This is a genomic window from Vibrio sp. K4, assembly GCF_051122595.1.
Classification (GTDB): Bacteria; Pseudomonadota; Gammaproteobacteria; order Enterobacterales; family Vibrionaceae; genus Vibrio; species Vibrio owensii.
The window spans coordinates 694,927-719,487 of sequence record NZ_CP178577.1 but is presented as its reverse complement, the minus strand read 5'-3'; the positions used below and the strand labels follow the sequence as shown (position 1 = coordinate 719,487).

The window sequence follows — 24,561 nt, the reverse complement described above, 5'->3', positions numbered from 1 at the left end:
GTGTTTTCAACCCCATTCCGTTCATTTTTTAGATAGGACGTACACTATCTTTATCAAGCTCTGCTGCGAAACGGCGCTCGATGAATTGTACGTGCGGATCGTTTTCTAAACTGTTCAGCGCTTGCTGTAATTTCTCTTGGTAGAGTCTATCTCTCAACTCTAGTGGCGTCTCACCACTTTCGCTAACATCAATACTCAGATGACACTCTTCACCCAACACATGGTTCAGTGCACTGTGCAGCTCACTTTGCGCTTTGTCGGTGTTCAAGTGTGCCTGACTGCCTCTTAATTGTAGCGAAACTGTCGAGCCTTCTTTGTTGAAATGCGAGTTTAATGCAAGTTGTTCGACCAACTTAGGCGTATCCATCTTGCTAATTAGGTTCGCCCACTCACTTTTCTCTAGCGATTCATCAACCAATTTTTGCGCCATTTCTGGCGTCTTTTCGTGCTCTAGCGCTTGCTTGAGCTGCGTAGGTGTCAATTGCGTATTGGCTTTCTTTTCAACCGGTTTGGTTGGTCGCCAACGATACGCTTCATCCTCTGGAGCTTGTTTTTCAGCTTGAGGAGCAGACTTAGGCGACACCTGCGCGGAATTGCCATGCAATTGCGCTAGACGGTCAATAACCGATTCTTTTTGTGCAGATGTCGCGTTAGACTTTTTTGGGCCACCACTTTGCGTTGGAGCTTGTTGCTGTCCCTGACGCTGTGAACGTAATTGGTGACGTAGGCCGCTCAAGTTACCACGAGCAGGTGCCGGAGCACTTTCTTGTGGCTGAGCTTGTTGAGGAGCTTGCTGCGCTGGCGCAGGGTTCTCACTCATCGGCGGAGCCATATCGTATTGTGGTGCCATATCGTAGCCACCCTGATACTCAGGTTGGTACTGCGGCGCTTCATTCATCGAAGCCGGAGATTGTGTCGCAGGCTGACTCATCGACTGAACAGGTGCTTGATGTTGCGCTGACGGCGTTGGTCGGCTTTGCATGTGCTGTGCAGGCGCCTGAGCCACTGGGGCTTGTTGCTGCGGTGGTCGTTGTGCCGATGACTGCGGAGCCGCTTGCGATGATGGGCTCACGCTTGATGTCGGCGCGACTTGAGGCTGTGATGAAGTAGAAATCACGTTCGCGCTATTATTTGCTGACGGACGGAATGCCATCATGCGCAATACGATCATTTCCATGCCGACGCGACCATTTGGTGACAACGTCAGATCTTCACGACCTTTTAAAGCAATTTGGTAGTAAAGCTGAACATCTTGTGGTGTGAGAGCTTTACTCAATAATTCGATTTTTTCGGCATCAGGTTGCGCCTGATCCAAGGTAGATGGCAGAGCTTGGTACATCGCGACACGGTGAAGCTGCGACGCCAATTGTTGCAGCAATCCATCCCACTCGACACCGTTTGATGCAAGTTGTTGGATTTTGTCCATCGCCTGTTGCGGCTGCTTACTGCTGATCGATTCTAGCAAGTGAATCGCTTGGTCTGTATCAATCGTTCCAAGCATGTGGCTCACGATATCGGTTTGAATCGTACCGTTGCCTAGGGCGATAGCTTGGTCAGTTAAGCTCAGTGCATCACGCATACTGCCATCTGCAGCGTGCGAGATCATGCCAAGTGCTCTTGCTTCTGCAGAGACTTGTTCTTTTTCCAGAATATGGTCAAGTTGCTGATGAATATCATCAACACTGATTGGCTTAAGATGGAACTGCAAACAGCGTGACAGAATCGTCACCGGCAGTTTTTGTGGATCTGTCGTAGCCAACAAGAACTTCACATACTCAGGCGGCTCTTCCAACGTTTTTAACAGCGCATTGAAAGAGTGACGCGAAAGCATGTGTACCTCATCGATGAGGTACACTTTAAAACGTCCGCGAGCGGGTTTGTATTGAACGTTGTCTAACAGTTCACGAGTGTCTTCAACTTTAGTACGAGAAGCTGCGTCGATCTCCAGTAGGTCAACGAAGCGACCTTCATCAATCTCACGACAGGTATCACACTCACCACACGGGTTAGCAGTAATACCTGTTTCACAGTTCAGGCCCTTAGCAAACAGTCGGCCAATCGACGTTTTACCAACGCCTCGCGTGCCGCTAAATAGGTACGCATGGTGTAAGCGATTTTGCGCTAACGCGTTCTCCAAAGCAGTTAAGACATGGCTCTGCCCAACTACTTGATCAAACTTATTAGGACGCCATTTTCGCGCTAAAGCTAAATAACTCATTGAATGTATTAGTGTCCTTCAAACTCGCAAATGCTGTATACGTTCAGACCTAGACCTTCTAGGCGCTTATCACCACCGATTTCTGGTAGGTTGATAACGAATGCAGCGTGCTCTAATTCACCACCTAGTTGGCGGATCAGTTTTGTTGTTGCTTCAATTGTGCCGCCAGTTGCTAGCAGATCATCAACAACCAATACTTTGTCGCCTTCTACGATTGCATCAGTATGAATTTCTAGCGTATCAACGCCGTACTCAAGCTCGTAAGATTGAGCGACTGTTGGACGAGGAAGTTTGCCTGGCTTACGCACAGGAACAAAACCTACACCCAGCTCTAGTGCTAGAGGTGCGCCAAAAAGGAAACCACGCGCTTCTGTACCGACAACTTTCGTGAAGCCCATGTCTTTGTAACGCTCAACCAAAAGGTTAATCGTTGCTTGGTACGCTTTTGCGTCTTCAAGAAGGCTAGTCACGTCGCGGAAAAGAATGCCTGGCTTTGGGTAGTCTTGGATGCTTTTGATGCTAGATTTGATCAGTGAAATTGTTTCTGTAGTCATAATACCGATTTACTTAGATTGGCTCATCGCCCTCTGTTCTTATCGCAGTATATATGAGGGCAACAAACAATAGGTTTTCATCCCTATGAGCTCATTTTCTTAAAAAGTCACAGGCGCTGAAAATACAAACGCCCACTCGAAGAGCGGGCACACTATTCTCTACAATCTTAGTGATTTTCTTCTCGGTCAGCAACCAACTCAGTCACAGGTAGACGCATAAACCAACTCAGTAAAACGATTAGCATCACTAAAAGCGCAATTTTTACCCAAATGACTGGGGCAACAAGAATGGATACGGTAAAGCTCAGCACAATAAATACCGCACCGCGTTGTTTTACTTTACGGGTAACGGCTCTGTGCTTATGCCAATTATCGAGCATTGGACCAAACGTTTTGTGTTCGTGCAACCAACGATGAAACGCAGGACTTCCACGCATAAAACACGCGCTTGCCAATAGGATAAAGGGAGTGGTGGGTAATAAAGGAAGAACGATACCGGCGATGCCAAGTATCATGCAGAGTCCACCAGCAATATTGAAAAAGTAACGCTTAATACGAATGGTGGACTCCAGTAAACAATCGCTCGATTAAAAACCTGCGTAACCGTTCATTACGCGAAGCCAGGTTAGCGTTGCAGGTAGAGTTGGGATCAAAAGGACTGCAATGAAACCTAGAAAGTAAAAAATATTATAAGGCTCTTTAAAATCTTTGTCTGCCATGATGCTTCTTCTCACTTGTTGACTTTGCTTCTCCCAACCATGCATCGTTAAAATATCGTTGCATAAATGGGTCATTATTGTTTTAGGCGCTGACTATACCTTAAACATCAAACGCTAAACACCAACAAAAAGTAAGGTTATAAAGGGAAGTAACAAGGGAGAAACGGAATGAAAAAACAAAAAAAGCAGCATCGATATGCTGCTTTCATTTAGTTGATTTATGTTTACATTAAGCGGTTCAAACGAACGATGTTTAAGCTAAAGCTTGATGTTCCTAAACAACCAATAGACAGTTGACCACTCATCGTAATCGGGATCTCACGAGTGATGAAGTTCTTCATACTGCCATCACCAAGACGATTCCCCGCCGCTATATGTTGATTCGTATGACCATCAGACCATTGGCTATCAAGACCCGCTGGTAAAATTGAAACCGTCGATGACGCCAAATCCGCAACACCAAACACGGCATTTACTGCTCCAGCGCAATCCGAGCATTGAATGCCCTTCTCAATGATCTCGACCATGTCTTTCAGATCGGCACTAAAGCTTTTCAGGTTGCGTAAGTAGTCATCAAACAGAGCGCGCACGAGTAAGGTTGTCGCTACTCCATCCTCTTCCAGTGATGCTGAATCGACGAGGTAAAACGCAAACTGACCGTTCATCAACCACCGATAATCAAACACCAACGGCATAACATCCGTAGATTGCAATAATCGGTAAGAGCACTTCCAGTCGCCTTGCGATGCATCTTTCTCCGGAAGCAGTGCATGGAGCAAATCACGTGCAGCATTCGGGTTTTGCTGTAAATACTCTAAGTGCCAATGAAGCTCTTGCTCATCAGGCATTTCTCCGCCGTCATCAACTCTAAACCACTGGCTGGAGAAATCCCTATGGTCAGAATAATGGCAGTCGGCTTCCTCAAGCGTGTTATCGATCGCTTGAGACAAATGTTTATAGTTTCCAATTGGTTTTGGTAAGAAGTCTTTAATGCCAAAACGCAGCGCTTTCGCTACATCAGACATTTCGTCGGTGCCCGATACCACGATCAGTGGCATAGATGGATACTCTAGGCTTACCTCTTCTACAAATTCGATTCCGTCTAGGACGGGCATTGATAAGTCACATAAGACAAGATCAGGCTGGCACTCCCTCAGCTGCTGAAGCGCCTCTAGGCCATTTTCAGCTTCTACTACCTTGAAACCCTGACTTTCCAAATAGGCACTAGTTACTCTACGAAATATAGGGTCATCGTCCACCAACATGATGAGCTTGTGATTGACCACTTCCTGCGCCGAGACCATTGCCGTTTGACTGTGAGTCTTAAACATACCTTTACACCTCACAAAGCTCAGTCAAAAAACAAATTCTAAGTTATTATTGTTGTTGTATTCACATCTTACGAAACGTTGTGCAGCAAGACGTCAGGCCCTTTCACCTTGTTATAAACCGTAGCCTGAAATTGACGTTTATACAAATATTCCATTGTTTATCAGTATTTACTAAGAGCCTCCTGCTGTGTTCAAATGACGCAACATGTTGACTTAAAGCAAACTTTGATCACAAAGTTAATTATAAATTAGCCATAAACGGTAGTTTAATGTGTCTGGAAATATGAAATTAGATGATCTAAACCTATTTCGATTGGTTGTCGAAAATGGGAGCTATACCGCAACTTCGCGAAAAACCATGATTCCGGTGGCAACCATCACCCGACGCATTCAAGCGCTTGAAGACTCTGTCAATCTTCGATTGCTGAACCGTCATGCGCGTAAGCTTTCTCTGACTGAAGCCGGAGAACGTTTTTACCATGAATGCTCACCTTTGCTGCAACGCCTAACCTCGACAGCAGAGGAAATTACGGATGATTGCCGTGGTGCGTCGGGCAAGATCAAGATCTCTGCGCCGTACAACTTGACGAAGCGCATGATGATGCCGATGTTCAATTCGTTCATGAAACAGTACCCAGATATCAACATCGAACTGACAACGGAAAGCAACGCCGATCAACTTGATCCTACAGAGTGGGACGTGATCTTCCGTGTTGGCCCGCAACGTGATTCCAGCCTGATTGCACGTAAAATCGGTGAAGTGAAAGACATTCTGGTCGCGAGTCCTGATTACTTGAGCGCAAACCCTGCGCCAAATCACGCTGAAGAGCTTTCTAACCACTCTTTGCTAAAAGGTTCACCACTTATCAAGTGGACGCTGATTAACAGCAAGGGCGAGTCTGTGGTGAACGTAGAGCGTGGTCGTTTTCAAGCAAACGCACTGAACGTGGTTCGTAGCTCTTGTTCGGAAGGTCTTGGCATTACGTTGATGCCTGATGTGATGATCAAAGAGTACATCGAAAGTGGCGATCTCGTGCGCATATTGCCAGATTGGAGCGCAAACCCGCGTGACATCTACATGCTTTACAACCACAAAGATCACCTACCAGAAAAAGTTCGACTATTCATCGACTTCGTGATCGCCTACAACATTCATTAATGTTGAGCACAGATACAAAAAACCAGAGCAGAAGCTCTGGTTTTTTTATGTCTTTAGTAGCGCGATTTAAGCACCTTCGTTGTGCAGTTCTAGGTTTGCTAAATCTTGCTGAATCTCGAGTTGCGTTTTCGCATCATCGTTGCGTAGGCCATCAAGGAAATCTAGATATTGCTGATCGATATCACCTGTCACGTATTCACCGTTAAATACAGAGGTATCGAATTGCGTGATGTCTTGATTGCCAAGACCAACCGCTTCAACTAAGTCATCCAAACGCTGATAAATCAGGGCATCTGCGCCAATTTGCTTACAGATGGTTTCGTTATCACGACCGTGTGCAATCAGTTCTGTTGCACTTGGCATATCGATACCGTAAACGTTCGGGAAGCGCACTTCAGGAGCCGCTGAAACCATAAACACTTTGTTCGCACCGGAATCACGAGCCATCTCAATGATCTGCTCTGAAGTTGTGCCACGAACAATAGAATCATCGACAAGCAGTACATTCTTATCTTTGAACTCAGAACGAATAGCATTCAGTTTACGACGAACTGATTTCTTACGTTGCTGTTGACCCGGCATGATAAAGGTACGGCCGACGTAACGGTTTTTCACGAAACCTTGACGGTATGGTTTATCAATGGCTTGTGCAATTTGCAGCGCAATATCACACGATGTTTCAGGAATTGGGATAACCACGTCGATATCAAGATCTGCGTAATCTTCGCGGATACGGTCACCCAGCTTTTTACCCATTTCAACACGAGCGCTGTAAACCGAGATCTTATCAATGAATGAATCTGGACGAGCAAAGTAAACGAATTCAAAGATACATGGGTTCAGTTTTGGATTGTCGCCACATTGCTTGGTAAATAGCTCGCCTTCAAACGTTGCGTAAATCGCTTCACCTGGTGCGACATCACGAACAAAGTCAAAACCAACTGCATCAAGTGCTACAGATTCTGAAGCCACCATGTACTCTGTTCTACCTTCGACTTCACGCTTACCTAAACATAAAGGGCGAATACCGTGTGGGTCACGGAAAGCAATCATGCCATGACCGATGATCATCGCTGCGACAGCATAAGCGCCACGGATTGTGCGGTGTACATTCGTTACAGCGCGGAAAACGTCATCCGCCGTTACGTTACCTTTTACCGTATCGATCTCATGTGCAAGTACGTTTAGAAGTACTTCTGAGTCTGAAGTGGTGTTGATATGGCGGCGATCTTTTTCAAACAGCTTCTGACGAACTTCGTGAGCGTTAGTCAGGTTACCATTGTGGGCAAGTGTAATACCGAAAGGAGAGTTTACGTAGAAAGGTTGAGCTTCAGAGGCACTTGAACTGCCAGCGGTTGGGTAACGAACATGACCGATACCAACCTCACCTTGTAAGCGTTGCATGTGTCTTGCTTCAAACACATCCTTCACTAAACCGTTCGCCTTACGCAGACGAAAACGATTGCTTTCTATGGTACAAATACCAGCGGCATCTTGGCCACGATGCTGTAACACCGTTAACGCGTCATAAATAGACTGGTTTACAGGCGTTGTGCCCACGATTCCAACAATACCACACATGTCCTAATCCTCGATTTGCGACAGTAGCTGGCACTACTAGATAGTGCCAGACAGAAAACTTGATGTTGCTTTTAAATGCTCGAAGAATGGGGCGATGATACGGCTGAACTCAGGGACCAACTGTGACTCTTTCCACCAATCCGAGCTTGGGAATGCAGTAAACGCATCCATAAAAAACAGCACCGCAGAAACAATCAGTACTCCGCGTAAACCACCAAACACCACACCGAGAATTCGATCGGTACCTGATAGCCCTGTTTTTTGTACCAGTTGACCAATGACGTAATTCACCACTGCACCAACCACTAAGGTTGCGACGAATAACGCCGCAATTGCGGCTCCGTTTCGAAACATTTCATCTTCGATGTTGGTGAAGTACACCGCCAATTTGGCGTAGTAGTTGCTGGAGATAAAAAATGCTCCAAACCAAATCACCAAAGACAAAGCTTCTTTAGCAAAACCGCGAACTAAACTGATCAGAGCTGAAAATCCGATCACACCTAAAATGACAAAATCTAACCAATTCATGTTTTCTTCATCTTAAGTTGGCGCGCATTTTAACAGAAAAAATGCTGACGCAAACGTTTTCTTATGGATTTAATGGCTTAAATTTAAGCAATTGACCTTTTGAGCCTGTAATTTTTTGTAATTCCTTGACCTGTCGTTCAAGTTTACTTTTTGATACATCAGGACCAACAATCACTCGAGTAAAAGCTGTCTCTTTTTTTACATGAGCTTGGTAACCACGCTTCTGTAAATCCTCTACTAATGCAACAGCATTCTCATGATTTTTCAGTGCCATCAACTGAATGATCCAAGCAGAATCTTCATATTGATTTTTTTCTTCAACTGGACGAACCGCAACTTCCACCTGTTCAGGTTGTTTCGTTTCTTCTGGTTGGGTAACTGGCTCTGGTTCTGGCTCCGAAACGGCGACTTGAGGCTCTTCAGATTCATCTACCGTTGCCGTAACCGGAGATTCAGGCAAAGAGACATCATCTTCTACAGGCTCTAGTATTTCGAAGTTCTCCACATCGCTATCAAGTTCAGGTTTGATAGGAATACTGGCAAACTCTTCTTTGTAGTGCAGTTTCTTACCATCTAGTACATCTGGAAGTACGATGACCCCCACCGCCACTAGAATGATGGTGCCGACTAAACGACTTTGGAATTTACTTGCCATCAAATTACCTTTGATTACTCATTATTTGATTGCCAATGCTCCAACACTTCGCCCACTGTATGGAAGGAACCAACCACCAAAATAACATCGGCTTGAGCGGCGTGTTTCTGCGCGCTCTCAAACGCTTCGACTGGGGTTTGGAACTGAACTTGACCTTGAGGTAAGTATTGGCACAGTTCATCTGCTGTCGCCGCGCGTGGGCCAGTTAGCGATGCTGGGTACCATTGTGTTGCAATTGGAGTTAATGCTTCGATTGTTGCCTTGATGTCTTTATCGTGCAGCATCGCGACCACAACGTGGATATTCTTATCCGCGTATTGGCGTTTCACCTTCTCAACTAAATATTCAGCTGAGTGAGGGTTGTGCGCGACATCAAGAACGATTTCTGGGCCCGTTTGCAGAACCTGCATTCGGCCAGCTAGACGAGCATTATTCAAGCCATTAACGATATTAATGTCAGTGATTTGCAATTCTGAAGCGCCAAGTGCCATTAAAGCTGTTGCTGCATTTGGTAGCGGTAGCGATGGAACTGGTAGGTCTTCTAATGCAAATGCACCACTGGTCCACTTCCAGCCTTTCTCAGTCAATTGGTAATCGAACTGGATGCCAACTTGGAAGAACTCAGCTTGAATGTCATCAGCGTGCGCAGCAACGGTTGCTGGCGGCGTTGGTTGGCCACAAATCGCAGGTTTACCAGCACGGTAGATGCCCGCTTTCTCAAAGCCAATCACATTGATGTCATCACCAAGCCAATCAACATGGTCGATAGCCAAGCTGGTAATAACAGAGACATCATGATCTACAACATTTGTTGCATCTAAACGCCCGCCGAGGCCAACTTCTAGCAGAACTACGTCGACTTTCTCAACTTGGAAAATACGAAGTGCGGCTAACGTACCGAATTCAAACAAGCTTAGACTAATATCGCCGCGTTGCTGCTCAACGTAATCAAACGCCTCACAGTGTTTGCTGTCCTCTGCATCCACGCCATTGATGCGCACACGTTCGTTGTAACGAATTAGGTGTGGAGAGCTGTATACACCCACTGAGTAGCCTGCATCTAACAGAATGGCTTCCATCAATGCACACGTCGATCCCTTGCCATTGGTGCCGGCAACAGTAATCACAGTAGGAGCAGGTTTGGTGAGGTTGGCTTTTTGCGCTACCGCTTGAACACGGTCTAAGCCAAGGTCGATAGCTGAAGTGTGGAGATTTGTTAAATAATCAAGCCACATCGTTAGAGAGGATGTGGCTTGAGGAATAGAGTTTTGGGTCATCTAACTTTAACCATTAATTTCTTTGGTTTTTATGTTAGCTGATACTTTACCCTTTTTCGTCCGCTTCTGGTACAGAATATGGTTCTTCATTTGGAGATTCGTTAACCGAAACCACCATAGGAGACTTGTGGTTAGTTAGCTTAGCCACTAGACCACCCACACGCTGACGCATTTCACGACGGTCAACGATCATGTCAATCGCACCGTGCTCAAGAAGGAACTCACTACGTTGGAAGCCTTCAGGAAGGTCTTCACGTACTGTCTGTTCGATTACACGACGACCTGCAAAGCCGATAAGTGCTTTAGGTTCACCAATATTGATGTCACCTAGCATTGCCAAACTCGCAGATACACCACCCATTGTTGGGTCAGTCAGTACAGAGATGAATGGTAGGCCTTTGTCAGAAAGACGCTCAAGTGCTGCACTGGTTTTCGCCATTTGCATTAGAGACATCAGTGCCTCTTGCATACGCGCACCGCCACTTGCTGAGAAACAAACAAGCGCGCAGTTGTTTTCAATTGCTGCTTCTACCGCTTTAACAAAGCGTGCACCAACAACAGAACCCATTGAACCGCCCATGAAAGAGAATTCAAACGCACACGCCACTAGTGGCATGCCCAGTAATTCACCTTGCATAACGATCAGTGCATCTTTTTCGCCGCTGCTCTTTTGCGCTGCAGAGATACGCTCTTTGTAGCGTTTAGAATCTTTAAACTTCAGTTTATCTTGTGGCTCAAGTTCAGTGCCAAGCTCTACGCGTTCACCTTCATCTAAGAATGTTTCTAGACGACGACGCGCTTTCATGCGCATGTGGTGATTACACTTAGGACAAACTTCTAGGTTGCGCTCAAGCTCAGCATGGTACAGAACCTGCTCACAAGAAGTACATTTGGTCCACACGCCTTCAGGAATAGAGGCTTTACGTGAACTTACTAGGTTGCTTTTCTCTAAAATCTTTTCAAGCCAACTCATGGAAGACCTTTTCTCTCAACTCTTCCGCTTCATTGCGAAAGATATAAATTCGGGAATATTGCGGATGGATTAAAACATATCTTGCCGCGACTGTAGATAAAAAACTGGTTGTACCTATTTTTGATATCATTAATAACGCACAGTTTCTGCACGTATCCAGTCTAAAGTACCGATATTTTGAAACAAAATCGCAAATTTAGTTCAAATTATCTGGCAAAAACAGCGGACCGATCGGAACTTGTGGCAATCCAAACTCTTCTGGGTAGTCCACATCCACTAAATACAGACCTTCAGCTTTCGCCGTTGCACCTGCTAATTTGCGGTCTTTTGCTTCAAGTAGCCACTTGATCCATTCTGGTTTTTCTTCGCCACGACCTACCTTGATCAGGCTGCCAGTAATGTTACGCACCATATGGTGGACAAAAGCATTCGCTTTAATATCAATCACGATGTAGTCACCATGACGAGTCACATTAAGGTGCATCAAGTTACGGAATGGGCTCAACGACTGGCAATGCGCAGCGCGGAATGAACTAAAGTCGTTCTCACCTAACAGGTACTGACCTGCTCCATGCATTTTCTTCTCGTCTAGCTCACCGTGATAGTGGCTAACGCCAGAATTTAAAATACCAGGACGCAATGCGTGGTTGAAGATGATGTAGCGGTAACGACGTGCGGTTGCTGAGAATCGAGCATGGAAATCATCGTTCACTTCCACTGCCCAGCGGACAGCGATATCACTTGGCATGTTCGCGTTTGCGCCCATGGTCCAAGCCACCATTTTACGACTCACGTTGGTGTCAAAGTGAACGACCTGACCAGTGCCATGTACGCCAGCATCGGTACGACCTGCACACTGTACTTCGACAGGGTGGTTCGCGACCACAGATAATGCTTTCTCTAGCTCTTCTTGGACACTTTTCACGTCTCTTTGGCGTTGCCAACCAAAGTAGTTTGTACCGTTGTATTCGATACCTAATGCGATTCTCATTTTAACCTTCGAACTCTAAAATGGGGCGGGAAGTATATACGTAAGTCCTTCCAGATACAAAAAAGGGCAGCGTTTGCTACCCCTTTTTACTTATCGACCGTTAATCGTGTCGATGAGAGTTTTAGCCTCTCGGCGAATATCGTCCTCACCGTAGACGATCGCTTCCTCTAACAGTTTAATCGCGCCTTGAGGGTCGTTCATTTCAAGGTAGATCTTTGCTAGGTCTAGCTTGCCAGCTGCTTCAGCATTGGTATCTACGTCAACATCACCAATATCGCCAATCACATCCGGAAACTCATTCAAACCCACATCGAGTTTGAGCTCTTGCTCTTCAAACTCACCACCGTCTTTGTCTACCTGAGCCATCAATTCATCAATGGTCATGAATTGATTTTTCTTCGGATCAAAATCGGTTAGGTCGTCTTGCTCACCCCAGTTTTCTTGCGCGATCTCTGGCTGTGCAAGTGCTTCTGATGAACTCCACACTTCACGCTGGTCTTCTGGAACCTCTGCCGTTGATGAGGTGTTTTCTGGCGACAGCTTAAAGCCATCCCAATCGTCACCAACATCCAGCATGGTTTCAAAGTCCATACCTGCACTTGCAATGGTGTCGCTGTCTAACTTGCCATCAAATACTTCAGATTCAGCATTTTCAGACAACAAGTTCGCCATCGCAGACTCTTCAAAGTCATTTAATTCCGACTCTAGGTCATTGCTCGGCTCAGGCTCTAAATCGGCACTGAAAGCGTCTGGTTGCGCGAAGACTTCAAACAGAGCGTCATGGTCATTCTCTGCTTGTTGTACAGCTTGAGAGACTTCTGAGTGCTCTTTAACAACCTCAGGTTCAACAGTGTCAGAATCAGAACTTGCTACCTCTTCTGTCACTGATGCCAAAGCATCTTCTTCATTGAACTCTGGTAGTTCGAAGTCATCAAAGTTGAACTCTTCTTCTGCTTCCGCAACTGGCGCTGCAGGCTCAGCGATTTTAGATTCCGCTAGCGCTGGCTCTTCGGCCATTGAAGTCAATGCGTCTTCTTCGTTGAACTCTGGAAGCTCTAATTCATCGAAATTGAATTCTTCTTCCGCTTCCGCAACTGGTGCTTCAGGCTCAGCGATTTCAGATTCCGCTAGCGCAGGCTCTTCGGCCATCGAAGCCAATGCGTCTTCTTCGTTGAACTCCGGAAGCTCTAGCTCATCAAAGTTGAACCCTTCTTCTGCTTGCGCAGCTGGCGCTTCAGGCTCAGCGATTTCAGATTCCGCTAGCGCAGGCTCATCGGCCATCGAAGCTAATGCATCTTCTTCGTTAAACTCTGGAAGCTCTAACTCATCGAAGTTGAACCCTTCTTCTGCTTCAGCAACTGGTGCTTCAGGCTCCGCGATTTCAGATTCCGCTAGCGCAGGCTCTTCGGCAATCGAAGCTAATGCGTCTTCTTCGTTGAACTCCGGAAGCTCTAACTCGTCGAAGTTGAACTCTTCTTCTGCTTCCGCGAATGGCGCTTGAGGCTCAGCAATTTCAGATTCCGCAAGCGCTGGCTCATCGGCCATCGAAGCCAGTGCGTCTTCTTCGTTGAACTCCGGAAGCTCTAACTCGTCAAAGTTGAACTCTTCTTCATCAATAGCCGATTCAGTCGAGCTCGCCGCGACGGGTTCTTGTTCAATTTTGTTTTCAGGTTCTATCTCATCAACCAGCCAATCTTCCTCTTGAGGAATTCCAAATTCGTTTTCAACCGTATTTGGTGTTGGCGTGAACGCTGGAGCCGGCTCAGTTTCCGGTTCTACCATCGTTTCTTCTTGTGGCTGAGACGCTTCCGTTAAGCTTTCTGCTTGAGGATCTAACGCTTCAGAAACTTCAGCTGAATACTCTTCAACTGTCTTTTCTGCTAGTTCGTTACCTTCAACCAATGGTTCAGCCGGAGCTTCAGGTTGCTGCTCCGCATTCTCACTTGCTACTGGCTCTTCACCAATTAAAGCATCAAGTTCTGCTGCAAAGTCTGAACGCTCTTGCTCACTTGGTAGCAACGCTTCGTTGTTACTTTCGAATAACTCATCAAGCTCCGTCATTAACGGATCATGCTCTGGAGAAACGTCCTCAAGGTCGCCTAAGAAATCTTGGCTATCAAAATCATCAATTGATTCTGGTTGCTCTTGTTCAATCGGCTCACTTGGAAGTTCTGCCTGAGTTTGGTTATCAACTTCAGGTTGGTTCTCACTCAGCAGAGCATCAATATCCAAACCAGAATCTAGACCAAGCGCTGCTTTTTCCTCTTCCAGATCGGCAGCAGGCTCAACATCTGCCATTGGCTGAGGTTGTTGAGCACCCTCTTTAGCTTCTGGCTCTAGATCATCAAAGCCTAACGAAGCAAGGAGATCGTCGTCACTCTGCTTGTTTTCTGCTTGCTCTAACTCGTCATCTTCACGAATCAGTTCATCAAATGGATCGATTTCACTGCTTGTTTCTTCCTGCTCTTCTACGCCCTCGTCGCTAAGCAGTTCGTCCAGCAGATCAACACTGTTTTCATCAATGTCTTCAAGAGAATCGTCACCATCGAACCCCGACAGCTTTTCTAGCTCATCAAGCGGGTCAAAGTCATCATCGGAGGCATCTTCATCATCGAAGCCAATGAGCTCATCAAGTAAATCTGTGCTGTCTTCATCGATGGTAGGCTCTTCACTTAAACCTGCGATGTCTTCCAACTCTTCAAGTGGATCAAGTTCGTTAAGCGGTTCGCCATCGTCTTCACCGATCAACTCGTCAAGTAACGCAGATGCCTCTTCTTCACTTGAATCGCTATCAGATAAACCAGATAACGTTTCTAGCTCATCAAACAAATCCTCATCAGTGTCTTTTGGCGTTGGCTGTTCGTACTGTGCAAGCAACTTATCGATGTCGTCATCTGTCGCTTCACCTGCAGAGAATGCGGTTTCTGATACCGTTGGCTTATCATCTTCAACGTCTAAGTTGAGGTCGTCACCATCAAGGTCAGCAAACAGATCATCGAGCATTGCTTGATCAAGCGCATTGCTTTGTAACTCTTCCGCAGGATCATCTGCCGCGAGTAATTCAGCAAAGGCGTCGTCAGACATCGCGTCAGAGCCGTCTTCGTCAGAAAGATCGAAGCCTGCATCATCATCGTCATCGAGCACTTCAAGCTCTGGCGTCACCTCATCGAGTGCGCGCTCCATCTCTTCAAGGCCAAGGGCTTTTTCTTCGCCATTAACTTTGATGCCATTGCTAGAAGAATCAAACTCATCAAAGCCGACATCCAGCTCGCCATCGTCGCCAATGCCAGCAAACGGATCTTCGCCGTCGTCGCCTTCTAGATTGAAGTCGAGATCATCGTCATCGAGGTTACCGAAAACGTCCTCTTCTTCAGGCTGCTGTTCTTCTTGCTCGAATAGGTTTTCTGTTTCGTCGTCATCGCCGAACAGGTCATCATCTAGGCTTAGCTCTTCATCTAATTCGTCAGCAGCCGCTAAACCGATTGGCGCCGCAAGAGGATCAACGTTTTGCTGTTCTTGTGCAGCCGCTTCTTCCTCTTTCGCTTTAGAGCGTCGACCAAGTAGCATAACGACTAGCAACGCAATCAAAGCACCAGGAATCAATGCCGCAAGACCAACAAGCCAACCATTGGACAAAATTTTGTCCATGGTGCTCGGTTGCATGCGTTGTTGTTCAGCGACACGTTGGCGCTCTTCTGCCAGCAGTTTTTCTACTTCTGAGCGAATGCGTTCTTCATCGTTGAGCGAGGTTTTTAGCGTTTCGACTTCACTCTGTACTTCAGAAAGCATTAAACGCAGGCGATGGTTCTTCTCTTCTAAAGATTCCAACTCACTTTGCGAACCTTGCAGCTTGTCTTTTAGCGCACTGACTTGCTTTTCACCCTCAGGTGATGTGCTCACTGCAGGCACTGGAGTGGTTGGTTCTACTGCTTTAATTGGCTCTGGTTTCGGTGCTTCTGGCTTAACTGGCTCAGGTTTCGGCTCTGGCTTTGGCGCTTCAACCACAGGCTTCGGCGGCTCAACTTTCGGTTTTGTAGGCTGAGCAGGCGTTGGTTTTGGCTGAGTAAGGCGAGCTTCATGCGCTTTCATGATCGCAATCGCTTGTGCCGTTGTCGCACTTTGCACTTGCTCTAGAGAAGGCACACGCAGGCGACTTCCCGGAATAAGCTCGTGGATATTTTGCTTGTCAAACGCTTGAGGGTTTATGCGATAAATGGCGAGTAGCGTTTGTTGTACGGAAACATTTCGAGAAGGTCGTAATTCAGAAGCAATCGACCAGAGAGTCTCGTTTTGACCAGTCGGACCGAAGAAACGCGACGGTTGGTCATTTTCAGGTGGAGCGGGTAATGCTCGTTCAATCTCCTCAGCGTAGCTCGGAGATGCTTGCACTTCACCAGAGGGTCCTACAAGACGAATACCTTCGGCTTGAACCACTGACGATGTCTGAGTCGCGCTCATCAGCACAAGGGCTGCTAACAAACGCTTATAATTTTGACGCATAGAAGGCTCAGTTAGGTGCTAGTAACAATTTGAAATGGTGATCGGTTAAATATATCGGATAAAGCACGCAAAACTATAGCGTTGAGGGTAAAAAATGTGTGGCTCTCACCATATTCGTACTAATCTCACACAATTTTACGCCGTTCGAACAAAAAAGCCTCGCATAGTGCGAGGCTTAAAGGTTCTTAGCGAGGTCGACTTAGTAGTAGTCGCGGATCAGAACTTCTGCGATTTGAACCGCGTTAGTTGCTGCGCCTTTACGAACGTTATCTGCAACAACCCATAGGTTTACGCCGCTGTGATGGCTGATATCGTTACGGATACGACCTACCATTACGTGGTCTTTACCGCCCGCATCGCGAACTTGTGTTGGGAAGTCTTCGCCGTGGAATACTTCGATACCGTCAGTTTGCTCAAGCAAGTTAACGACTTCTTGTGCATCGATTGGTGAGCGCGTTTCAACGTGAAGTGCTTCTGCGTGGCCGTAGAATACTGGCACGCGCACACAAGTTGGGTTTACTGTGATTGATGGGTCGTTAAAGATCTTTTGCGTTTCCCACACCATTTTCATTTCTTCTTTGGTGTAGCCGTTTTCCATCATCTGATCGATTTGTGGAATACAGTTAAATGCGATCTGTTGAGAGAATTGCTTCTTGTCTGCTGGCAGACCGTTTAGCAACTTCGCTGTTTGACCTGCTAGCTCATCAATACCCGCCTTACCTGCACCAGAAACCGATTGGTACGTTGATACGTTAATGCGCTCAATACCCACTGCATCGTGAATAGGCTTTAGTGCCACCAGCATTTGAATGGTTGAACAGTTCGGGTTCGCAATGATGTTACGGTTACGAAACTCTGCAATCGCTTCTGGGTTTACTTCAGGCACAACTAGAGGAATATCGTACTCGTAACGGAAGTGTGATGTGTTGTCGATAACAATCACGCCTTCGTCTGCTGCGATTGGAGCCCATTTTGCTGACAGTTCACCACCAGCAGAGAACAGAGCGATGTGCGCTTGTGACCAATCAAACTCTTCCACGTTTTGTACGCGAATTGTTTTACCGTTGAAACGGTAAGTCTTGCCTTCACTGCGTTCACTTGCCAACAGGAAGATTTCGCCTACTGGGAATTTGCGCTCTTGAAGCACTTCCAAAATTGTTTCACCGACCGCACCGGTCGCACCTAATACGGCAACATTGTATTGCTGGCTCATTGACTTACCTCAACCTGAAAACCTAGTTCTGCTAATGGTGCAAGATTGCATGTTTCATTACCCACTAGCGTGACAGCGCTGTACTCGCGGCGATCCCAGTAGTTTTTACGCATCAGGTCAAAAGAGCCTGGCTTACTGATTTCGCGGCGGAAAAGAGCGTCATCTTTACGCACATCATAGATTAACTGCGTGATGTTGTGCAGCGTTGCTTCATCCCATGCTCTGTCCAATACCATAGTAGGGACAGGCGCGGTCGGCAGTAAATCGCTGGCATGCGCACGTAATTCGTTATTTAAGAACTCACAGTAGCTGTTGAAAATCATCGTCGTACCGCGAGCTTTCCCTTCCAGACCATAGCCTGCAACGTGAGGGGTTGCGAATGCTAGCAGAGGCAGAAGCTCCATATCAACCTCTGGTTCAAATTCAAATACGTCGAGTGCCGCTGTAAAGCCGTCGTTTTTCAGCAAACGCTGCTTCAGCGCTTGGTTGTCCACAACTGGACCGCGTGCAGCATTAATAAGAATTTGATCGCTACGAAGACCACTTAACACCTTCTCATCAATCAAATGATGGGTTGGGTGTGGACCATCTTTAGTGATAGGTGTATGCAGCGTGATGATATCAGAACGTTCGATAAGCTCTGATAACGGAGTGAAACTGCGAGAATCGCCCTCTTTTTGCTTGAATGGGTCATTGATGAGCACGTTGATGCCCATGCCTTTCAAACATTTCTCAAGGTAACTGCCCACTTGGCCCGCACCGATGATGCCAACGGTTTTATCGAAAACAGAGAAGCCTTGCTGTTGTGCTAGCACCATCATGACGCTGAACGCATACTCAGCAACGCCAACTTTGTTACATCCTGGTGCTGCGGTGAAGAAAATGCCTTTATCTTTTAAAAGCGCTTGGTCAACATGATCCATACCCGCCGTTGCCGTACCAACGAACTTCAGCTTGTTTGCTTTGCTGATCAGTTCTGCGTTTACTTTGGTAACTGAGCGAATCATTAGTGCATCTACATCCACTAAATCATCGGCTGTCAGTGTACGACCGGGTTTTAGAATCACTTCACCGAGTTGGCTGAATAGCTCTTCAGCGTACGGCATATTTTCATCAACAATAATTTTCATAGCGCCAGCGTTTAACATCCATTTGTATGAGTTCGTTTATTCGCAAGATGCGAAGCTAAAGCGATTGTGCCCTTTTCTTGAAAAATCTCAACAACTATACCCAAGTGACTTTCAAAAGCAGGTTTCAGAAAAGAAAAAGCCCGGCTAAATTAGCCGGGCAAAGTTCCAGAACAAAAGGATCCTATCCCGCTCTCCTTGGGATAGAGTCTGCGTCTGTTCGATCAGTCTGACTGATCAAGCTCTGGAAACTGGTTTGTTGGTCCGTTTACGCCGTATGGGAAATCACAGTGATATTCCGACCAACAAATTCAGTTAGCTTTGGGTCGCTTACGCTTGGTACTTTTTGATTACCAATGTCGCGTTTGTACCACCAAAACCAAAGCTGTTTGACATAACTGTCGTTAGCTCAGCATCGCGAGCTTCCGTTACGATGTCTAGACCTTGTGCTGCTTCATCCAAGTTAGAGATGTTCACACTTGGCGCAATGAAGTTGTTGTCTAGCATTAGCGTTGAGTAAATCGCTTCGTGAACGCCAGCTGCACCTAGTGCGTGACCTGTCATTGCTTTTGTTGCAGAAATCGCAGGGCTGTTGTCGCCGAATAGCTCTTGAATAGCACCTAGCTCTTTCACGTCACCTACAGGAGTAGAAGTACCGTGTGTGTTGATGTAGTCGATAGCGTCAACATCTTGCATCGCCATCTTCATACAACGAACTGCGCCTTCACCTGATGGTGCTACCATGTCGTAGCCATCAGAAGTCGCGCCGTAACCTACGATTTCACCGTAGATTTTCGCGCCACGTGCTAGTGCGTGCTCTAGTTCTTCGATAACCAGCATGCCGCCGCCACCAGAGATAACGAAACCGTCACGATCTGCATCGTAAGTACGAGATGCTTTTTCTGGCGTTTCGTTGTACTTAGTAGATAGTGCGCCCATTGCATCAAACATCATAGTTTGAGACCAATCTAGCTCTTCACCACCACCTGCAAAAACGATGTCTTGTTTACCAAGTTGGATAAGCTCCATCGCGTGACCGATACAGTGTGCAGACGTCGCACAAGCTGAGCTCATTGAGTAGTTCACACCACGAATCTTAAATGGTGTTGCAAGACAAGCTGATACTGTTGAAGACATAGTACGTGGCACCATGTAAGGGCCTACGCGTTTTACGCCTTTCGCACGCATCGTGTCAGTTGCTACTGTTTGGTTTAATGCAGAAGCACCACCAGAACCAGCAACGATACCTGTACGATCGTTTGAAACTTGTTCTTCAGATAGACCAGCGTCTTCAATTGCCTGCTGCATTGATAGGTATGCATAAGCAGCCGCATCACCCATAAAGCGCATCTGCTTACGGTCAATAAACTCTGCAGGGTTGATTTTCAGATCACCCCACACCTGCGAACGCAGACCGTTTTCTTTAAACTGCTCAGACGCAGTGATGCCAGATTTGCCCGCTTTAAGAGACGCTAGAACTTCTTCGACGTTGTTACCGATACTTGAAACAATACCCATACCGGTGATTACGACTCGTTTCATTATGACATTCCTATAATTCAAAAATCCGCTAGATAATAACTAAGATAGTCAACAAAAGTGGTCAGCTTTCCCAGAAATTCGTACAATCGCCGAATTCTAACCGCGCCAAATCACATATTTGCACCATTATGACTTCGATTAAAAACGCAGAACTTGGTTGGAACGAAGCTGGTACACCGGTTTCTGACCAATTTGATGATGTTTATTTCTCCAACGTAAACGGTCTCGAAGAGACGCGTTACGTGTTCCTCAAACAAAATCATCTACCAGAAAGATGGCAGGAATTTGACCAAAGACGTTTTGTTATTGGTGAAACCGGATTTGGCACAGGGTTGAACTTCTTAGCCGTGTGGCAATGGTTTACCGAATTTCGTCGCGAATATCCAGAGGCAACGCTAAAAGAATTGCATTTCGTTAGCTTTGAGAAGTACCCACTGAGCAAAGCTGATCTAGAAAAAGCGCACCAATCATGGCCAGAGTTGGCAGAGTTTGCTGAAAAGCTGCAACAACACTACCCAGCGGCTGTGCCTGAGTGCCATCGCATTGTTTTAGAAGATGGCGCTATCACGCTCGACCTATGGTTTGGTGATATCAAAGATTGCATGCCGCTTGTTCCTTATGCTGAGCAAGGCTTAATTGATGCGTGGTTCTTAGATGGGTTTGCACCAAGTAAAAACCCAGAGATGTGGAACCAAAACCTATTCAACGGCATGGCAAAATTAGCGAAGCAGGATTGTACGGTCGCAACCTTTACGGCAGCGGGCTTTGTACGCCGTGGCTTAAACGAAGCGGGCTTTGCAATGAAAAAAGTCAAAGGCTTCGGCACCAAACGTGAAATGATCGCAGGTTCGATGGAACAACGTGAAGCGCATTCAAACCACCTACCTTGGTTCAACCGCACTGCATCGACCAATCATGATTCCATCGCGATTATTGGTGGCGGCATTGCTAGCGCGGCTTTGGCTAAAACGCTGGTTCGCCGCGGTCAAAATGTCACGCTTTACTGCAAAGACGCTCAACCTGCAGAAGGCGCGTCGGGCAACCGACAAGGTGCTGTGTACCCATTATTAAATGGTCCACACAAAGGCGTTTCACGCGTGTTCGCTCCGGGCTTTTTGTTTGCCCGTCAGTTTGTTGACCAGGCTGCGCAAGATATCCAATTTGATCACGATTGGTGTGGCATTACTCAGCTGATGTGGGATGACAAATCCGCAGACAAGTTAGAGAAAATGCTCGCAGGCAATTTCACGCCAGAGTTGATTCACAAACTATCTGCTGAAGAGACGGCTGAGAAGATTGGCTTGCCGATCGATATGGCATCAGTCCACTACCCTCTTGGCGGTTGGTTATGTCCTGCTGAACTGACCCGTGGTTTGATTGCTCAACTGGATAAAACAGAGCTTTTTGAAGTGAAGTTCGAACATCAAGTCGAGTCACTAGATTGGGATGAAGCGCGCAAGGTTTGGGTATTGAAAGCGAACGATCAAAACTTTGAACATTCAACTGTCGTGGTTGCTAATGGCAGTGAGTTCCAAACACTAAGTCAAACTGCTGATCTACCAATGGGTCAGGTAAAAGGTCAAGTTAGCCACGCTCCTGCAACTGAAACGCTGTCTAAGCTGAAAACAGTATTGTGTTACGACGGTTACATGACACCTGTTAACCCGAATAATCAGCACTTGTGCATCGGTGCAAGTTACGACCGCAGTCACCTAGACTACGAGTTTGACGAAGAAGCACAAAAAGACAACGCCGAGAAGTTGGTGAAGTGTTTGCCGAACCAAACTTGGACAAAAGAAGTGGATACCTCTGGGAATTTATCACGCCAAGGCATTCGCTGTGTTAGCCGTGACCACCTGCCATTTGTCGGTAACGTAGGCGACTTTGAAACCATCAAAACGCAATATGCAGATCTGCAAAATCAACAAGAACAAGACGTTGAAGCGATTCACCAGTTCCCTAACCTATTCTGTTTCCTAGGTTTAGGCTCTCGTGGTTTGAGTTCTGCGCCTCTAATGGCAGAAGTGTTGGCATCACAAATCTGTGGCGACCCGTTACCACTGCCTGTTGATGTGCTGACTGAGCTGCACCCTAGCCGTATGTGGGTAAGAAAGCTACGTAAAGGTAAGGCGATTACTGAGTTATAACGCGTTTCGAGTGCGTAAAGACCCCCTCCTAGCCTCCCCTTAAAAAGGGGAGGAACAAATTCTTAACCCCGCATTGGTCCTCCCCCTTTCCAAGGGGGAGTTAGAGGGGGGTAGCTCTGAGAACAAACAACCACCCCTCGCCTCGTCTTAAAAAGTGAGGAACCAGTTCTTAGCCCCGCATTAGTCCTCCCCCTTTCTAAGGAGGAGCTAGAGGGGGTTACAAGTGTTTAGTTCAACGCCGCCACGGCCGCTTTCACCTGCTCTGCAATTTCCGCATTACGGAACTCACCCGCTTCCAAATCAAAGTTATCGTAGAAGCTTGGAATAGATTGCGATGCTTTCACTTCAGCACCAAAGTAAGGTGCAGAGCCTGTCGCCGCAGCGAGTACCGTTTGTGCACCACCAGGGCCAGGTGAAGTCGCTAAGTACACCGCTGGTTTATTTTGGAATACGTTGCGATCGATGCGTGTCGCCCAATCGAATAGATTCTTATACGCCGCTGGGTAAGAGCCGTTGTGCTCAGCAAAAGAAATCACCAAAGCGTCCGCCGTTGCGATATCAGCAAGAAACGCTTTTGCGCCTTCCGCCTGACCGATTTCTTTCTCTTTGTCTTCACTGAACAAAGGAACATCGTAGCTATTGAGGTCTAACACTTGAACTTCTGCACCTTCGACAAGGTTAGCAGCGTAAGTTGCAAGGGTTTTATTGATAGAGGTAGAGCTAGTAGAAGCGCCAAATGCGATAATTTTCATGGTTGTAATCCTTTGTTCACGTTTTGTACTAACAAGAGTAAAAGGTGAACGGGTGTGCTACAACCACAAAAATTTTAAGGAGAGATTCGAAAATTTCGAAGGAGTTTATTTCAACTCTTTTTGCTTCTACCAGAAGCTTAGCGCTGCCAATCGAAGCATATATAACTGAATGAGACTTAAGCTTGCGCTTGAAGCTCTTGCCATAGATCGCTCACGATCACGCGATCAGCTGGCGTTAGTTCTGAACGTGCTTCTTCAAGACTGTTTTCGATGCGAGATTTAAGCTCAGTTACATCGTTAATGCCTTCTTCTTCACACGCTGCAGCAGACAGAGAAATGTGACCACGTAAATAACCACCAGCAAACAGTTCATCATCCGATGCTGTCTCAATGCGAGCATCAATCAGTTCTAGTAGTTTTTCTTCAAATTCAATAATCATGGCGTTTCTCTGAGGTTATTTAACGATAAAGTCAGATGGTTCCAGCGGCTTGGTTTGGTAAAAGGCACGCAACGCATCCGATAGCATTTTCACGCGAGGCGGAAGACCGTTTTCTAGAATACCCATTACTTCATTGTGCACTTTGTGCATAAAACCAAGACGATCTGGTTCAAAATCGCCGTGTAGATTGTCACAACTGACGTTAAAAGGGAAGTCAGCACTTTTCGCTAGAATCCACTCGTAAGCTTGAGGGCGAATTTCAACTTTTTCGAACTCAGCTTGAACCTCTGCTGTACGACCATCTGGTTCGTACCAGTAACCAAAATCTTCCAACAAACGACGCTCTGGTCCTGCTACGCACCAATGGGCAATCTCGTGTAGCGCTGACGCATAAAAGCCACGAGCAAAAATAATCCGATGATGCGGATGTTCTTCATCTGCTGGTAAGTAAATTGGCTCATCGCCGCCTAGCTCTAACTCCGTGTTAAAAGGCTCAAGAAATGTGTCATTAAAAATAGCGATAAGGTCTTGATATTCGTAGTTCATCATCGATTCTGTACGTCAAATTGATATGCGGTGCGCATTGTCGCTGTTTTTCTTACACAGGTAAAGCCACACAACATGTTTGGTTATTAGCTGAGTTAATCTGAAAGTCGCTTTCTCCATACAATTTCTCATTCGTCACAGATCACATTTCCCACTACACTCACGCCTTATTTTTACGCTTAACGATGGCAACTTCAACGCCACTTGAAGCGAGATTCTTTTTGGGTTTAAGCCTCTCCCCAAGGTTTAAGTCTTGTTGGTAAGTTTTGCTGCTGTTTTCCTTAATCTCAAGGATCATGACAGAGCCC

The 24,561-nt window shown here is 46.4% G+C and carries 20 protein-coding genes; 2 read left to right on the top strand and 18 right to left on the bottom strand.

Annotated features, from left to right (window positions below):
- Positions 1–28: 28 nt before the first annotated feature.
- The 5 genes from dnaX to ACLIIY_RS03340 all read right to left on the bottom strand — a co-directional run bounded on the left by dnaX (position 29) and on the right by ACLIIY_RS03340 (position 4,822).
- Positions 29–2,218 carry a DNA polymerase III subunit gamma/tau gene (gene dnaX / locus ACLIIY_RS03360; protein WP_434528110.1) on the bottom strand — a complete coding sequence of 730 codons (2,190 nt, stop codon included), beginning with the start codon at positions 2,216–2,218 and terminating at the stop codon, positions 29–31.
- 8 nt (positions 2,219–2,226) lie between these two features.
- Positions 2,227–2,772 carry an adenine phosphoribosyltransferase gene (gene apt, locus ACLIIY_RS03355; protein WP_005452085.1) on the bottom strand — a complete coding sequence of 182 codons (546 nt, stop codon included), beginning with the start codon at positions 2,770–2,772 and terminating at the stop codon, positions 2,227–2,229.
- A gap of 167 nt (positions 2,773–2,939) precedes the next feature.
- A complete protein-coding gene (locus tag ACLIIY_RS03350) occupies positions 2,940–3,344 on the bottom strand; it encodes a YbaN family protein (RefSeq protein WP_027726854.1) in 405 nt (134 codons plus the stop codon).
- Positions 3,345–3,359: 15 nt separating this feature from the next.
- A complete protein-coding gene (locus ACLIIY_RS03345) occupies positions 3,360–3,491 on the bottom strand; it encodes a hypothetical protein (RefSeq protein WP_005380608.1) in 132 nt (43 codons plus the stop codon).
- Positions 3,492–3,715: 224 nt separating this feature from the next.
- A complete protein-coding gene (locus tag ACLIIY_RS03340; protein WP_434528109.1) occupies positions 3,716–4,822 on the bottom strand; it encodes a response regulator in 1,107 nt (368 codons plus the stop codon).
- Positions 4,823–5,105: 283 nt separating this feature from the next.
- Here ACLIIY_RS03340 and ACLIIY_RS03335 point away from each other — a divergent pair, with 283 nt between their 5' ends.
- Positions 5,106–5,981 (top strand): LysR family transcriptional regulator, encoded by an 876-nt coding sequence (locus ACLIIY_RS03335; protein ID WP_005439791.1) that lies wholly within the window; start codon positions 5,106–5,108, stop codon positions 5,979–5,981.
- 66 nt (positions 5,982–6,047) lie between these two features.
- Here the strand turns inward: ACLIIY_RS03335 and purF are convergent, their stop codons facing one another.
- The 10 genes from purF to fabB form a co-directional block, all read right to left on the bottom strand.
- Complete coding sequence (gene purF, locus ACLIIY_RS03330) at positions 6,048–7,562, bottom strand: amidophosphoribosyltransferase (protein ID WP_005439792.1); 1,515 nt, start codon at positions 7,560–7,562, stop codon at positions 6,048–6,050.
- A 36-nt stretch (positions 7,563–7,598) separates the two neighbouring features.
- Complete coding sequence (locus ACLIIY_RS03325; protein WP_005432921.1) at positions 7,599–8,090, bottom strand: CvpA family protein; 492 nt, start codon at positions 8,088–8,090, stop codon at positions 7,599–7,601.
- Positions 8,091–8,151: 61 nt separating this feature from the next.
- A complete protein-coding gene (locus ACLIIY_RS03320; protein ID WP_009707340.1) occupies positions 8,152–8,745 on the bottom strand; it encodes an SPOR domain-containing protein in 594 nt (197 codons plus the stop codon).
- A gap of 14 nt (positions 8,746–8,759) precedes the next feature.
- On the bottom strand, positions 8,760–10,022 hold the full coding sequence (gene folC / locus ACLIIY_RS03315; protein ID WP_039842456.1) for a bifunctional tetrahydrofolate synthase/dihydrofolate synthase: 1,263 nt from the start codon (positions 10,020–10,022) through the stop codon (positions 8,760–8,762).
- Between the two features lie 46 nt (positions 10,023–10,068).
- Complete coding sequence (gene accD, locus ACLIIY_RS03310; RefSeq protein ID WP_005439795.1) at positions 10,069–10,995, bottom strand: acetyl-CoA carboxylase, carboxyltransferase subunit beta; 927 nt, start codon at positions 10,993–10,995, stop codon at positions 10,069–10,071.
- 196 nt (positions 10,996–11,191) lie between these two features.
- Positions 11,192–11,986, bottom strand: coding sequence for a tRNA pseudouridine(38-40) synthase TruA (gene truA / locus ACLIIY_RS03305; RefSeq protein WP_434528108.1), 795 nt, complete (start codon positions 11,984–11,986; stop codon positions 11,192–11,194).
- Positions 11,987–12,076: 90 nt separating this feature from the next.
- The gene (locus tag ACLIIY_RS03300; protein WP_434528107.1) at positions 12,077–16,486 is read right to left on the bottom strand and encodes a FimV/HubP family polar landmark protein; all 4,410 of its coding nucleotides are present in this window, start codon (positions 16,484–16,486) and stop codon (positions 12,077–12,079) included.
- Positions 16,487–16,685: 199 nt separating this feature from the next.
- Positions 16,686–17,699, bottom strand: a complete 1,014-nt coding sequence (locus ACLIIY_RS03295; protein WP_005433088.1) for an aspartate-semialdehyde dehydrogenase — start codon at positions 17,697–17,699, stop codon at positions 16,686–16,688.
- A complete protein-coding gene (locus ACLIIY_RS03290) occupies positions 17,696–18,829 on the bottom strand; it encodes a 4-phosphoerythronate dehydrogenase (RefSeq protein WP_434528106.1) in 1,134 nt (377 codons plus the stop codon). The genes ACLIIY_RS03295 and ACLIIY_RS03290 overlap by 4 nt, the downstream gene beginning before the upstream one ends.
- A gap of 327 nt (positions 18,830–19,156) precedes the next feature.
- Positions 19,157–20,368, bottom strand: coding sequence for a beta-ketoacyl-ACP synthase I (fabB, locus tag ACLIIY_RS03285; RefSeq protein WP_005433116.1), 1,212 nt, complete (start codon positions 20,366–20,368; stop codon positions 19,157–19,159).
- Between the two features lie 128 nt (positions 20,369–20,496).
- Here fabB and mnmC point away from each other — a divergent pair, with 128 nt between their 5' ends.
- Complete coding sequence (mnmC, locus tag ACLIIY_RS03280) at positions 20,497–22,515, top strand: bifunctional tRNA (5-methylaminomethyl-2-thiouridine)(34)-methyltransferase MnmD/FAD-dependent 5-carboxymethylaminomethyl-2-thiouridine(34) oxidoreductase MnmC (protein WP_434528105.1); 2,019 nt, start codon at positions 20,497–20,499, stop codon at positions 22,513–22,515.
- A gap of 227 nt (positions 22,516–22,742) precedes the next feature.
- Here mnmC and ACLIIY_RS03275 read toward each other — a convergent pair whose 3' ends face one another.
- The 3 genes from ACLIIY_RS03275 to ACLIIY_RS03265 form a co-directional block, all read right to left on the bottom strand.
- Positions 22,743–23,267: an NADPH-dependent FMN reductase gene (locus tag ACLIIY_RS03275; protein ID WP_020197100.1), complete on the bottom strand. Its 525-nt coding sequence runs from the start codon at positions 23,265–23,267 to the stop codon at positions 22,743–22,745.
- A 176-nt stretch (positions 23,268–23,443) separates the two neighbouring features.
- A complete protein-coding gene (locus tag ACLIIY_RS03270; RefSeq protein ID WP_005433127.1) occupies positions 23,444–23,707 on the bottom strand; it encodes a YfcL family protein in 264 nt (87 codons plus the stop codon).
- A gap of 15 nt (positions 23,708–23,722) precedes the next feature.
- Positions 23,723–24,253, bottom strand: coding sequence for an elongation factor P hydroxylase (locus ACLIIY_RS03265; protein WP_434528532.1), 531 nt, complete (start codon positions 24,251–24,253; stop codon positions 23,723–23,725).
- Positions 24,254–24,561 lie beyond the last annotated feature (308 nt).